Genomic DNA, 12,945 nt, shown 5'->3' with positions numbered 1-12,945 from the left:
ACATTGGCCACACCGGCCACATTGGCCACAAGATGCCGGGTCGCAAGAGCCTGACACCGGCGCATGACATGCACAGGACGAGACAATGAACCGACGCGAGTTCCTGCAGGTGCTGGCTATCGCCGGCGCCGGCGGCATGACCTTTCCCGCCACCGACGCGCAAGCCGCGCAGGCCGCCGGCAAGCTCTATGACGTGCCGCGCTTCGGCAATGTGCACCTGCTGCATTTCACCGATTGCCACGCACAGCTGCGCCCGCTGCATTTCCGCGAGCCCAACGTCAACCTCGGCGTGGGCGACTACGCGGGCAAGCCGCCGCACCTCGTCGGGCAGGCCTTCCTGCGCCACTACGGCATCGCCCCCGGCAGCGCGCAGGCCCACGCCTTCACCTATCTCGATTTCACCGAAGCCGCGCGCCGCTACGGCAAGGTTGGCGGCTTCGCCCACCTCGCCACGCTGGTCAAGCAGCTCAAGGCCGGGCGGCCCGGCGCGCTGCTGCTCGACGGCGGCGACACCTGGCAGGGCTCCGCCACCGCGTTGTGGACGCGTGGGCAAGACATGGTCGACGCCGCGCTGGCGCTGGGCGTGGACGTGATGACCCCGCACTGGGAGATGACGCTCGGCGCCGAGCGCGTCACCGAGATCGTCGAGCGCGACTTCAAGGGCAAGGTCGCCTTCCTCGCGCAGAACATCAAGACCAACGACTTCGGCGATCCCGTCTTCGACCCCTACGTGATCCGCGAGATGAACGGCGTGCCGGTGGCCATCATTGGCCAGGCGTTCCCCTACACGCCAATCGCCAACCCGCGCTACTTCACGCCCGACTGGACCTTCGGCATCCAGGAAGAAAACCTGCAGCAGGTCATCGACCAGGCGCGCGGCAAGGGCGCGCAAGTGGCCGTGCTGCTGTCGCACAACGGCATGGACGTGGACCTCAAGCTCGCCTCGCGCGTGCGCGGGCTCGACGCTATCCTCGGCGGCCACACGCACGACGGCATGCCGGCGCCGGTGCCAGTCAGCAACGCCGGGGGCACCACGCTGGTCACCAACGCCGGCTCCAACGGCAAGTTCCTCGGCGTGCTCGACTTCGACGTCAAGGGCGGCAAGGTCGGCGGCTTCCGCTACCGCCTGTTGCCGGTCTTCGCCAACTACCTCGCCGCCGATCCCGCCATGGACGCGCTCATCGCCAAGGTGCGCGCGCCGTACGAGAAGCAACTCGGCGAAGTGCTGGCGCGCAACAGCGGCCTGCTATATCGCCGCGGCAATTTCAACGGCACGTTCGACCAGTTGATCCTGGACGGCCTGATGGACGTGCAGGGCGCCGAGATCGCCTTCTCGCCGGGCTTTCGCTGGGGCACCACGCTGCTGCCCGGGCAGGCCATCACCATGGAACACCTGATGGACCAGACCGCCATCACGTATCCCCACACCACCGTCACCGCGATGAGCGGCGAGACCATCAAGACCATCCTCGAAGACGTGGCCGACAACCTGTTCAACCCCGACCCCTACTACCAGCAAGGCGGCGACATGGTGCGCGTGGGCGGCCTGCAATACACCATCGACCCCACCGCGTCGATGGGAAAACGCATCACCGAAATGCGTCTCAAGGGCCAGCCCATCGACGCCGCCAAGACCTACAAGGTAGCCGGCTGGGCACCCGTCTCGGAAGACGCCCGCCAGAGCGGCAGCCCGCCGATCTGGGACCTGATGGCCCAGTGGCTGCGCGCCTCCGGCGAGGTCACCGCCCGCCCGTTGAACCTGCCGACGGTGCGCGGCATGACCGGCAACGCAGGCATGGCAACGTGATTGAACAGCCGCGAAAAACTGAGCTACAATCGTTCGTCACGGGCCGATAGCTCAGCTGGGAGAGCGCTGCGTTCGCAATGCAGAGGTCGGGAGTTCGATCCTCCTTCGGTCCACCAGGATTCGCAGTACAAGACAACGCACTACGTTTAACGACGTAGTGCGTTTTTTGTTTTGGAGTACGGCATTCCCTGATGCGCCCGCAGGGCGCACGTCGTTCTCACGGCTCACCGCGGTTACTCGCGGCGCGTCTTTTGCGAAACCGGGACCACCGACGGATTTGCGGCCGTGGGTGACGGGGCGGACGGCGCTGGGGATGGCTTGATCTGAGGGACGGGCGCATGCGGCAACCGCACGGGTGCGATGCCCTCGGATCCCAGCAGCACCTGGCCGTTGTCATAGCCGGTGGAGACGGCTTCGAGGTAACCCTGCGCAAACGTCTGCTCTGGCGTGACCAAAGACTGGACCGGTGCGGGCGGCTGGGCATAGGCGATGCTGTTCGCGCACAGCGCGAGCACCCGCATCAACAGGACTCCTCGGCGCAGCGTTCGCATCGCTGCCTGCATGCGCGAGCAGGGCCGGCTCTCTCGTGGTTCATGGCGGTTGATCTTCATGACGGTTCTCCAAAGGAGCGATGGCTCCAGGTGGGACGGTGGGAACGTGGAAGGAAACGAGCATCGGCGCCGCGCTCTGAACCCTTAACCGCATGGACCATGCCACCCGCCTGGCGGCGCCAATAGCGCCGGCGTCGCCACTTTTTCGGGTAAACCTGTTGGAGAACGACAGACACGCATGCTGGCCGCGGTTGGGCAGGACACAACATGCGATCGATGAAAGCGAGAGGCGTTTACCCCGGGCTGTGGATAACCTGGCAAAAACCTGGGGATAAGCAGGCAGGAAAGCTGTGCCCCGGCTGGGGGTGGGTTGTGGGGCGTATACGAACAACTTCGAGGCGGTTTTTTCCCGCCACGTATACGTCCAATAGATATCCCGCGAGATCAGGGTATTCCCTAGGGCTTATCCCATCCGCAAGTCATTGAGCGGAAAGGGAAAAACCGGCTTATCCACGGAAAAACGGGCCGTTTACCTACTACTACTATATTGGTATACGTAAACAATAAAGAAAGACATAAGGCAACCATTGCGCCGGACGTATACGTTGCCCGCCTTTGTTGCAGCGCTTCGCACGTATACCTGCACGGGCATCCTCGCCAGCAGGTATACGTGTTGGCGTCGCGTGCTGCCATCGCCTGCCCGACGTTTACCTCACCTTCGCGGCACCTTGAACGCTTGCCTTGCTCGCAAGGCTTCCTCACGCGTTGCACAGCCTTCCCGGTGATCGTTGACCAGGCCCATGGCCTGCATCAGCGCGTACATCGTGGTGGGGCCGACAAAGCGCCAGCCGCGTTTCTTCAGGTCCTTGGACAGCGCGGTGGATTCCGGCGAGATGGCCATGGTGCGCAGCACTTCCGGCGTCAGGAGCTTGGGGCGGCTGGCCGGATCGGGCTCGAAGCGCCAGAAGTACGCGGCCAGCGACGGCTCCGTCTCCAGCAGTTCCAGGGCGCGCTGCGCGTTGTTGATCGCCGCCTCGATCTTGCCGCGGTGCCGCACGATGCCGGCGTCGCCCAGCAGCCGCTGGATATCGCGTTCGCCGAAGCGGGCCACCTTTTCAATCTCGAAGTTGGCGAAGGCGCGGCGAAACGCCTCGCGCTTGCGCAGGATGGTGAGCCAGCTCAGGCCAGCCTGGAAACCTTCCAGGCATAGCTTCTCGAACAGGCGCCGGTCGTCGTCGACGGGAAAGCCCCATTCGTTGTCGTGATAGTGGCAGTAGTCTTCCAGCGTGCCGCACCAGCTGCAGCGCTGGCGCTCCGTGTCCGCCACGATGTTTGTCGCCGCGTGCGCCGCTTTCTTCGCCGCTTTCTTCGCTGCTTTCGGTGCCACTTTTCTTGTCACGTCGCTATCTGCTGCCATGGGTGCGTTCTCCTTCGATTTGCCATCTTAAAGCGACTCGCGCTGCATGTCGCGCCCGCGCGGCCTCGGGGCGCATTTGCTACGATGCCGCCCGTAAAGGACGAATTGATTGAGAGGACTGACATGGAAAAACGACTGGCGACCATCGAAGAAGACGGCTGGCAGCTCGACGACGGCGAGGTCATCGGCGAGGCGCACCCCGAGACGTTCTGGGTGCCGGCACTGGCGGAGCGCCAGGCCTTGCAGGCCGGCCAGCTGGTGAAGCTGATCTTTCGCATCGTCACCGCCGACGAGCAGGACCGCGAGGAGCAGCACGTGGAACGCATGTGGGTGATCGTGACCGGGCGCGAAGGCGATCTCTACAGCGGCGAGCTGGACAACCAGCCCTATTGCACGGAAGAAATGGCGCCCGGCATGCCGCTCTGGTTCGAGGCGCGGCATGTGATCAATATCCATAAAGAGGGCGAAGAAGAATAACCCCGCGGTCAAGCGCCCAGCCGGCGCATATCGACTGGAAGCGCCCGGAATCGCCTGGAAATGTCGCCCTGGCGTTACACTGGGCACGCATGGTGCAGGCGGTTACGGATGCCGGCAAACGCAGTATCCGCACCAACGGCCGCCGCCTTCCCTAACCTTCTTAGGCGAAACCTCATCTGATGCGCTGGATATTCGGGGTGATTGGCTTGGTGCTCGGCATGGTGGCGGCCGGGTTTGGCGGTGCGCTGACGGGCGCGGTCCTGGGCTTCGGTTTTGGCTGGATGGTCAGTGACCGGCCCACCCGGCCTCTTGGTGACGGCGAGGTGCAGGGCGCGGCGGCGGCTCCGCTCGAAGCCCGCGTGCTGCGGCTCGAGCAGGAGCTGTCCACGCTCAAGCGCGAGCTGGCGAGCCTGCGCGGCGAGAGCGCGGGCGCCCCATCGGCCACATCGGGCCTTGGCGCAGCGCCGGGTACGGTTGCCGCCAGCGAATTCCCGTCCTTCGCACCGGCTGCCAGTGTCGCGGTGCCAGCGCCATCCATCCCGGCGGCGATCCCGATCCCGATTCCAATCCCGGTTGAGGCGGCGCCCGCGCCGATCCCCACGCCAGCTCCGGCTCCGGCTCCCGCACCTGCAAGCGCGCGCCACATTGAACCACCGCTTTCGTCCACGCTCGGGCCCGGCGAACCCGACTTCGTCGAGCGCGCGATATCCGCCGCGCGCGGCTGGCTGCTTGGCGGCAACAGCGTGGTGCGGGTGGGCATCCTGATCTTGTTCTTCGGGGTGGCGTTCCTGCTCAAGTACGCCTCCGACAATGCCATGCTGCCGGTCGAGTTCCGGCTGGCCGGCGTGGCGGCTGGCGCGGTGGTGCTGCTGCTGGCGGGCTGGCGCCTGCGTGAGCGGCGCGCCGCCTATGCGCTGGTGTTGCAGGGCGGTGGCGTGGGCGTGCTGTATCTCACCGTCTTCGCCGCCACCAAGCTCTACGGGCTGCTGCCGGCCGCGGCCGCGTTCCCGCTGATGGTGGCCATCTGCGCGCTCGCCGGCGGCCTCGCGGTGCTGCAGAACGCCCCGGCGCTGGCCTTCACCGGCAGCGCTGGCGGCTTCCTTGCCCCGGTGCTGATCGCAACGGGCGGCGGCAGCCATGTGATGCTGTTCAGCTACTACGCGCTGCTCAATGCCGGCATCTTTGCCATTGCCTGGTTCCGGGCCTGGCGCCAGCTCAACCTGCTCGGCTTTGCGTTTACCTTTGGCATCGGCACGGCCTGGGGCGCGCTGAACTACCGGCCCGAGCTGCTCGCCACCACGGAGCCGTTCCTGATCCTGTTTTTCCTGATGTATACGGGCATCGCGCTGCGCTATGCGCTGCGCCGGCAGGTCAGCCTGAAGGACTACGTGGACGGCACGCTGGTGTTCGGCACGCCGCTGCTGGCCATGGGGCTGCAGGCCGCGCTGGTGCGCAATATTCCTTTTGCCATGGCATGGAGCGCGGTGGCGCTCGCCGCCTTCTATCTCGGCCTGGCGGCCTGGCTGGCGGCGCGCCGCGATCGCCTGGGGTTGCTGTTTGAAGCCGTGCTGGCGCTGGGCGTCATCTTTGCGTCGCTGGCGGTGCCGCTGGCGTTCGACGGGCGCACCACAAGCGCCGTATGGGCCGTGGAAGGCGCTGCCGTGGTGTGGGTGGGGGTGCGCCAGCAGCGGCGCCTTGCGCTGGCCAGCGGGCTGCTGCTGCAGCTGGCGGCCGGCGCGGCGTTTGCCGCGGGCAGCTTGTTCGAGGCCACGCAACTGGCGTGGCCGGTGCTGAACAGCCGCTACGTGGGCACGCTGCTGCTGGCGGTGGCTGGTGTCTTCAGCGGCTGGCGCCTGCACGGGCAGCCCGAGGCGCGTGCCTGGTCCGCGCCATGCGCGCCGCTCGGACTGGGCGCGGCGTTGTGGGGGCTGCTGTGGTGGCTGGGCGGCGGCGTGATCGAAATCCAGCACTGGCACAGCGTGCGGGGCTGGCAGCTGCGCGCCCTGCTCGACATGCTGGCGTTGTTCACGGTGCTGAGTGCGTGGCTGGCGCACGTGGCGCGGCGCGTCCTGGCGTGGCCGCTGGCCAGCGTGCCGGCGCAGGGCATGGCGCCGCTGCTGGCGGTCCTGGGCGTGCTTAGCTGCATCGTGCCGTCGGCGTCGCCCTTGCTCGGCTTTGGCGCGCTCGCCTGGCTGGTTGTGTTCGGCGCGGCCTGGCTGCTGCTGTGGCGGCAGCAGGACGATGAACGCGATGCCTTGCTGGTGCCCATGCATGCCCTGTTGTTCTGGACAGTGTGCGTGCTGCTGTCCACCGAGGCTTACTGGCGGCTGCGCGCCTATGTGCCGGAGGGCGCCTGGAGCTGGAGCGCCTGGGCCTATGGCTATGGCGGGCTGCTGGCGCTGCTCTCGGCCTGGGGCTGGCGCCTGCGTTGGCCGGTGGGGCGTTTCCAGCGTGCTTACCTGCTCTATGGCGCGCTGCCGCTGGTGGCGTTGCTGTGGCTGTGGAGCATTGCCAGCGTGTCCAGCGACGGCGACGCCGCGCCGCTTTCCTACCTGCCGCTGCTCAACCCGCTCGATGTCGCCCAGTTGCTTGCCATGCTGGCGGTGGCGCTGTGGCAGCACCGGCTTGCCGCCGCCGGCCTGGCCACGCGGCCGCGCGTGCTCGGGTACGCCGCGATCGCCACCGTGTTGCTGTGGCTAAACGCCGTGCTCCTGCGCACGCTGCACCACTGGGCCGGCGTGCCCTACACGCTGGAGGGCCTGGGCGGCTCCACGCTGGTACAGGCGTCGCTGTCGATGTTCTGGACCGTGCTGGCGCTGATCACCATGGTGGCAGCCACCCGCCGCGGCGCGCGCGCGCTGTGGTTTGTGGGGGGCGCGCTGCTGGGAGTGACGGTGATCAAGCTGTTCCTGTTCGACCTGTCCTTCGTCAAGGGCATCGAGCGGATCATCTCGTTTATCGGTGTGGGCGTGCTGCTGCTGTTGATCGGCTACTTCTCGCCCCTGCCGCCGAAGCAAGAGGAGGCGACGTGATGGCGGCTTTCCGAACCGCGGCCGGGCGGGCGCTGCCGATGCTGCTGGCCGCGCTGTTGCCAGCGCTGCCGCTGCCCGCGTGGGCTGAGCGGTTCGCGCTGGCGACCGAACGCGACGCGGCGTACTACGCCGTGACCCTGGACGCCGATGTCTACACCCATAGCACGCGACCCGGGCTGGCCGACCTGCGCGTGCGCAACGGCACGGGCGAATTGCTGCCTTACGCGCTGGATCTGCCGCCCGAGCCGGCGGCCGAGGTACGCACGCTGCACGATGTGCCGTGGTTCGCGCTGCCGGCCGCGCAGTCGCGGCAGTCCGCGCCCATGGGCGTGGTGATCGGGACCGACGGCGCGCTGCGCGCCGCCACCGTCCCGCCCGCAGCTGGCACTGCCGGGGCATGGCTGCTCGACCTGAGCCAGTTGCGCGACGACGCTGGCGCGGTCGTGATCGGCCTGCCGGATGGCGATTACCAGGGCACGGTGGACATTGCCAGCAGCGACGACCTGCAGCACTGGCAAACCGCGGGCGGCGCGCAGCTGCTGCGGCTGAGCCGCGAGGGCAGCACGCTGAGCCAGGACCGCATTGCGCTGGGGCGCCTGCGGGCGCGTTACCTGCGGCTGCAGTGGCAGGGCGCGCCGCCCGTGCCGGCGCGCGTGCAGGTGGAGACCGTGGCGGCCAGCCAGCCTTCGCCGCTGGCGCTGCAGTGGCGCGACGGTATCGTCGCCACGCAGGCCCAGCCTGGGGGCGATTACCTGTTCGACAGCGGCGGACGCTTTCCGGCCGAGCGCGTGCGCATTCGCCTGCCGCAGACCAATACGGTGGTGCAGGCCACGCTGTGGTCGCGGCCCGATGCGCAGGCGGCCTGGCGCATGGTCAGCAGCGCACAGCTCTACCGTCTTTCCGGCGCGGCGGGCACCGAGCAGGAAAGCGCGCAGCTGGCGATCGGGCGCAACACGGATCGCCTGTGGCGCCTGAGCGTGGATGCCCGCGCCGGTGGGCTTGGCGCTGGCATGCCGGTGCTGGCGCTTGGCTGGCGCCCCGCCGTGGTGACCTTTGTCGCGCGCGGCGCGCAGCCGTTCTCGCTGGCGGTGGGGGAGCCGCCGGGCGCGGCGCAAGAACCCGGGGCGGTCGCGCGGGCTGCGTTGCTGGCCGGGCCCGCACCGGCGATCGCCGACGCCCGGATTGCGGGCATGACGGCATCGCCGCCAGCCGCCGTGCCTTCGGACACCCAGCGCAACCGGCGGCTTATCCTGTGGGGTGCGCTGCTGCTGGCGGTCGGCGTGCTGGGCTTGATGGCCTGGCGGCTGCTGCGGGTGCTGGGCGCGCAGCAGCCGCCGGACTGAGCGCAAAGAAAAAGGCCAACCTTGCGGCTGGCCTTTTCCAATCCAATGCGACGTAGGGCGGTATTACTGCAGGGGCTTGCCGGTACGGTCGTGCATGAACAGCAGCGCGACAAAGCTGATCGCGGCCGCGGCAATCACGTAGTAGGCCGGCGCCAGCTTGCTGCCGCTCGATGCGATCAGCCAGGTCACGATCAGCGGGGCAAAGCCGCCGAAGATGGTCACGGCGAAGTTGTAGGCCAGCGACAGGCCGGTGGAGCGCACCTCGGTGGGGAACTGCTCGGCCAGCACGGCCGGCGCCGGGCCGGTGAAGGCCGCCAGCAGGATGCCCAGGATCACCTGGACCATCAGCAGGGTCTGGGTGGTCGGCGAGACGTTGAGCCAGTGGAACAGCGGATAGGCCAGCACGCCGATGATCAGCGCCACGGTGCCCAGCATGCGCTTGCGGCCCACGCGGTCGGACAGCATGCCCATCAGCGGGCACAGCACCAGGATGATGGCGCCGCACAGTGCGGTCGACTGGAAGGTGGCGCCCAGGGGCAGGCCGAGCTGCTGCTTGGCGTACGACGGCATGTAGAACACCAGCACATAGGTGCAGACCGTCCACAGGATGGTCACGCCCAGGCCGGCCAGCACTTCGCGCGGATGGTCGCGCAGCACCTGCGTGAGCGGCGAGAACTTGACCTTGCTGGCAGCGCGTTCGGCGCGGCGGGCTTCAAAGGCGGGCGGCTCTTCCAGGTGCGAGCGGATATACATCCCGACCGGGCCGATCAGCAGGCCGAACAGGAACGGGATGCGCCAGCCCCAGGCATCGATCTGCTCCGGCTCCAGGCCGTTGATCACCAGCGCGCCCATGGCAGCACCCAGCATGAAGGAAATGCCCTGGCTGGCCTGCTGCCAGCTCGCATAGGCGCCGCGCTCCTCATCGGGCGCGTGCTCGATCAGGAAGGCGGTGGCGCCGCCGACCTCGCCGCCGGCCGAGAAGCCCTGGATCAGCCGGGCCAGCACGATCAGCGCCGGTGCCCACAGGCCGATCGACGAATAGGTGGGCGCCAGGCCGATGATGGCGGTGCCGAGTGCCATCATCAGGATGGTCAGGGTCAGCGCTGCCTTGCGGCCGACGCGGTCGGCGTAGACGCCGAGCACGATGGCGCCGACCGGGCGCATGAAGAAGCCCACGCCGAAGGTGGCGACGGTCAGCAGGAAAGACGTGAGGTCATTGCCGGTGGGGAAGAACAGCTTGGCAATGATCAGCGCAAAGAAGCTGTAGACGGTGAAGTCGAACCACTCCAGGCCGTTGCCGATGGTGGCGGCGAGGATGGCCTTTCGTCGTTGGGCTTTGGATATTTCGTGGACTTGAGGTATTGCAGCGTTGGCTTGCATGTGGCGTTTGATGCGGTGAGAAATCGGCGGGAGGCCTGCCTCGAAACCGGGCATGCGCTCTGAAAGGCAGAATAGTAAGCGATTCTTTAATTCGCCAGCGGGATGGCAGCGTGTGGAGTCAGATTCGCATGGCCGGCTGTGCGGCCAGCGCCCCGTGGAATGTTCCACGTGAAGCACGCATGCGCGTGCCCGGCGTCCAGGGCGCGCGACGACCGGGATTCAGGGCTGGCTGGCGTGATGCTGGCGCGCGCTGCGGGCGTCGGGCGCCTCGCCCGGGCCGGCGTCTTGTCGCGGCTCCGGCGTATCCGGGCGCTGGCGCGTGAGCCACAGCCACAGGGCGCTGCCGACCCACCCGGCCACGAAGACGGAATCGCCCACATGGTTGAGCAGCGCCGGGGCGCCAGGCGCGTTGAATACATCGACCAGCAAGGGGGCGGGAAGGCGGGCGGCGATCCATAGGAGCACAGCCGGTCCGCTTGCAAACACGCCTGGCTGCCACCAGTTCGCATGGGGCAGCAAGGGCCTGTGGGCTGTGCGCTTGACCACGGTGTTCTCCAACCTGACACGCTTCATGGCGCGTCGTATCCAGTCATGCGGGGTTTGACCGGACCTGCGCGGACAACGCGTTGCGCCGCGCAAAGCTGGACCGGACCCCGTGCTGGAATCATAAGCCGATTGCCCGCTGCGTGTCCGAATCTTTAAAGCGTTGTGTGGTGCACCCCACGCTCGCAGGGTTGGCAGGCCGTGCGTGCGGTGGCGGGAAGTACGGTGGCGCCGCGTGAATTCAAGTTTTTTGATGGAGGTGTCCGCAAATGGGTGGCGCAGGGGCAGGGTAGTTTTGTCAAACTGAACACTGCTATCAAAAGGACTTGAAGGCCGCCATCATGCTTCCCGCCATCTACATCTCCCACGGTTCGCCCATGCTTGCCCTCGAGCCAGGCCCGAGCGGCGCCGCCTTCGACGCCCTCGGCCAAGTGCTGAGGGCGCGCAAGCCGCGCGCCGTGCTGGTCGTCTCGGCGCACTGGATCTACAGCACCCTGGTGGTCGGCACCCGCGAGCGGCAGGAGGCGTGGCACGACTTCGGCGGCTTTCCGCGCGCGTTGTACGAACTGCGCTACGACGCCCCGGGCTCGCCGGCGCTGGCCGCTCGCGTCAAGGCGCTGGTCGAGGCCGCGCAGGTCCCCGGCGCCGCGGTAGTGCTACAAGACGATGAGCGCCCGCTGGACCACGGCGCCTGGATGCCGATGCGGCATTTCTTCCCGGATGCCGACATCCCGGTGGTGCAGCTGGCCCTGAACCCCTATCTCCCCCCCGCAGCCCAGATCGAGATCGGCCGCGCGCTGGCACCGCTGCGCGACGAGGGCGTGCTGGTGCTGGGCTCGGGCAGCTTTACCCACAACCTGCAGGAAGTCTTCGGTGCCGGGGGCCGGCGCGAGCAGCACGGCTCGCCCGTCGAGCCCTATGTCGAGGCATTCCGCGGCTGGATGATCCAGGCGCTGGATGATGCGCTGGCCACCGGCGACACCACGCGCATCGCGGACTATCGCGCGCAGGCGCCGTATGCGCGCCGCGCCCATCCCGCCGACGAGCACCTGCTGCCGTTCTTCGTGGCGCTGGGCGCGGCGCTGGGCCCGCACGAAGGCGTGCCCGCCGAGCAGGCGCCAGCCGGCGTGGCACGCGTGGCCGATGAGGTCACTTATGGCGTGCTGGCGATGGATACCTTCGTGTTCGAAGGGGCCGGCACGCGCCAGGCTCCGGCGTGGAGCGAGGCTGCCTGAGCCAGCCCCTGGGCATCATGCCTTGCGGGCCAACAGGTAAGGGCGCGCCAGGCGCGCGCCCGCCACGGCGATCCAGCCCATGGTGAGAGCAACCACCCCCAGGCCGTATTGCAGGCTGGTGACATGGGCCACGCCGCCAATCATCACCGGCCCCATCAGCAGGCCGATATAGGCAAAGCGCGCCACGCGCGAGATAGCTTCGGCCGGCGCCACGCCCGGCAGGCGCGAAGCCGCCACGAAGAAAATCGGCACCATGTTCGCCGCGCCCAGGCCCATCAGTGCGAAGCCGACCAGGGTCGCCGCCGGCGCGGGCCACAACAGCGCCAGCAGGATCCCCACGAATGCTACCCAGGCGCTGGCGCCGAGCGTGCGCGCGTCCGACCAGCGCGCGCGCAGGCGGTCGCCGCCAAAGCGGCCGCAGGCCATCCCACCGGAGAAGGCGGCATAGCCGGCGCTGATCCAGGCGTCCGGCGCCAGCGCCACCTCGCGCATGTAGACGCTGGACCAGTCATACATCGCGCCCTCGCCAACCAGGCCCAGGAACGCCATCAGGCCCAGCAGCCAGAGCGCGCGCACCGCATGCGCGCGGTGATGCGCGGAAGGTGGCGGCACGGGATGGTCGTCCAGCAGCCAGGGCGCCACGCCCGCCGTGACCGCCGCGGTCAGCACCGCCATGCCGAGGGCGTGCGCCAGCGGCGGCACGCCCAGGCCCAGCAGCACGCCACCAACCGCCGCGCCCGCCATGCCGCCCAGGCTGAACATGCCGTGCAGCGCGGACATGATGGGCCGCGCGCGGCTGGCCTCCACCGTGGCGGCCTGCGCGTTCATGCCCACGTCGAAGGCCGCGTTGGCCATGCCGAAGGCGATCAGCGCCAGGATCAGCAACGCAAACTCCGGCATGGCCAGGATGGCCACGGTAGCCAGGGCGTAGACCAGCCCGCTGCGCCGGCAAGCGGCCGCGCTGCCCACGCGGCCCACCCAGCGCCCCACCGGCCCCATCGCCGCGATGGCGCCCCCGGCCACGGCCAGCATGGCCAGCGACAGCACCGCATCCGACAAGCCGAAGCGGGCCTTGATGGTCGGGATATGCACGCCCCAGGTGGCAAAGGTGGCGCCGTTGACAAAAAACAGGGCCATGGTGGCGCGCGCGGCGCGTGGAG

The 12,945-nt window shown here is 68.2% G+C and carries 10 protein-coding genes and 1 tRNA gene; 6 read left to right on the top strand and 5 right to left on the bottom strand.

Annotation, left to right across the window (positions count from 1 at the left end):
• Positions 1 to 85 precede the first annotated feature (85 nt).
• Together soxB and A9975_RS17950 are read left to right on the top strand one after the other, a co-directional pair.
• Entirely contained in the window at positions 86 to 1,807 is a 1,722-nt protein-coding gene (soxB, locus tag A9975_RS17955) for a thiosulfohydrolase SoxB (RefSeq protein WP_183034013.1), read from the top strand.
• A 40-nt stretch (positions 1,808 to 1,847) separates the two neighbouring features.
• Positions 1,848 to 1,923 (top strand) — tRNA-Ala (locus tag A9975_RS17950).
• Between the two features lie 117 nt (positions 1,924 to 2,040).
• On the opposite strand, the gene A9975_RS17945 is transcribed toward A9975_RS17950, so the two are convergent.
• The gene (locus A9975_RS17945) at positions 2,041 to 2,418 is read right to left on the bottom strand and encodes a hypothetical protein (RefSeq protein WP_183034012.1); all 378 of its coding nucleotides are present in this window, start codon (positions 2,416 to 2,418) and stop codon (positions 2,041 to 2,043) included.
• A 652-nt stretch (positions 2,419 to 3,070) separates the two neighbouring features.
• Positions 3,071 to 3,775, bottom strand: coding sequence for a DNA-3-methyladenine glycosylase I (locus tag A9975_RS17940; RefSeq protein ID WP_255503294.1), 705 nt, complete (start codon positions 3,773 to 3,775; stop codon positions 3,071 to 3,073).
• Positions 3,776 to 3,898: 123 nt separating this feature from the next.
• On the opposite strand from A9975_RS17940, the gene A9975_RS17935 reads away from it, so the two are divergent.
• The 3 genes from A9975_RS17935 (at position 3,899) to A9975_RS17925 (ending at position 8,627) form a co-directional block, all read left to right on the top strand.
• On the top strand, positions 3,899 to 4,252 hold the full coding sequence (locus tag A9975_RS17935; protein ID WP_150991201.1) for a DUF2314 domain-containing protein: 354 nt from the start codon (positions 3,899 to 3,901) through the stop codon (positions 4,250 to 4,252).
• 179 nt (positions 4,253 to 4,431) lie between these two features.
• Positions 4,432 to 7,284 (top strand): DUF2339 domain-containing protein, encoded by a 2,853-nt coding sequence (locus A9975_RS17930; RefSeq protein WP_183034011.1) that lies wholly within the window; start codon positions 4,432 to 4,434, stop codon positions 7,282 to 7,284.
• On the top strand, positions 7,284 to 8,627 hold the full coding sequence (locus A9975_RS17925) for a DUF3999 domain-containing protein (protein WP_183034010.1): 1,344 nt from the start codon (positions 7,284 to 7,286) through the stop codon (positions 8,625 to 8,627). The genes A9975_RS17930 and A9975_RS17925 overlap by 1 nt, the downstream gene beginning before the upstream one ends.
• Before the next feature lie 63 nt (positions 8,628 to 8,690).
• Here A9975_RS17925 and A9975_RS17920 read toward each other — a convergent pair whose 3' ends face one another.
• Positions 8,691 to 10,007: an MFS transporter gene (locus tag A9975_RS17920; RefSeq protein WP_144409859.1), complete on the bottom strand. Its 1,317-nt coding sequence runs from the start codon at positions 10,005 to 10,007 to the stop codon at positions 8,691 to 8,693.
• A gap of 219 nt (positions 10,008 to 10,226) precedes the next feature.
• Positions 10,227 to 10,580, bottom strand: a complete 354-nt coding sequence (locus A9975_RS17915) for a hypothetical protein (protein ID WP_183034009.1) — start codon at positions 10,578 to 10,580, stop codon at positions 10,227 to 10,229.
• Between the two features lie 311 nt (positions 10,581 to 10,891).
• On the opposite strand from A9975_RS17915, the gene A9975_RS17910 reads away from it, so the two are divergent.
• The gene (locus A9975_RS17910) at positions 10,892 to 11,785 is read left to right on the top strand and encodes a class III extradiol ring-cleavage dioxygenase (RefSeq protein WP_183034008.1); all 894 of its coding nucleotides are present in this window, start codon (positions 10,892 to 10,894) and stop codon (positions 11,783 to 11,785) included.
• A 15-nt stretch (positions 11,786 to 11,800) separates the two neighbouring features.
• On the opposite strand, the gene A9975_RS17905 is transcribed toward A9975_RS17910, so the two are convergent.
• Positions 11,801 to 12,945, bottom strand: a 1,145-nt coding sequence (locus tag A9975_RS17905; RefSeq protein WP_255503293.1) for an MFS transporter, incomplete at its 5' end; no start/stop codon positions are given.

The organism is Cupriavidus sp. UME77 (genome assembly GCF_014170355.1).
GTDB lineage: Bacteria > Pseudomonadota > Gammaproteobacteria > Burkholderiales > Burkholderiaceae > Cupriavidus > Cupriavidus basilensis.
Note: the sequence above shows the minus strand (reverse complement) of the source record. Positions and strands in the feature narration are given on the sequence as shown.

Coding starts and splice junctions, on each gene's coding strand:
- soxB (WP_183034013.1), top strand. CDS start 86: ATGAACCGACGCGAGTTCCTGCAGGTGCTGGCTATCGCCGGCGCCGGC.
- A9975_RS17945 (WP_183034012.1), bottom strand. CDS start 2,418: ATGAAGATCAACCGCCATGAACCACGAGAGAGCCGGCCCTGCTCGCGC.
- A9975_RS17940 (WP_255503294.1), bottom strand. CDS start 3,775: ATGGCAGCAGATAGCGACGTGACAAGAAAAGTGGCACCGAAAGCAGCG.
- A9975_RS17935 (WP_150991201.1), top strand. CDS start 3,899: ATGGAAAAACGACTGGCGACCATCGAAGAAGACGGCTGGCAGCTCGAC.
- A9975_RS17930 (WP_183034011.1), top strand. CDS start 4,432: ATGCGCTGGATATTCGGGGTGATTGGCTTGGTGCTCGGCATGGTGGCG.
- A9975_RS17925 (WP_183034010.1), top strand. CDS start 7,284: ATGGCGGCTTTCCGAACCGCGGCCGGGCGGGCGCTGCCGATGCTGCTG.
- A9975_RS17920 (WP_144409859.1), bottom strand. CDS start 10,007: ATGCAAGCCAACGCTGCAATACCTCAAGTCCACGAAATATCCAAAGCC.
- A9975_RS17915 (WP_183034009.1), bottom strand. CDS start 10,580: ATGAAGCGTGTCAGGTTGGAGAACACCGTGGTCAAGCGCACAGCCCAC.
- A9975_RS17910 (WP_183034008.1), top strand. CDS start 10,892: ATGCTTCCCGCCATCTACATCTCCCACGGTTCGCCCATGCTTGCCCTC.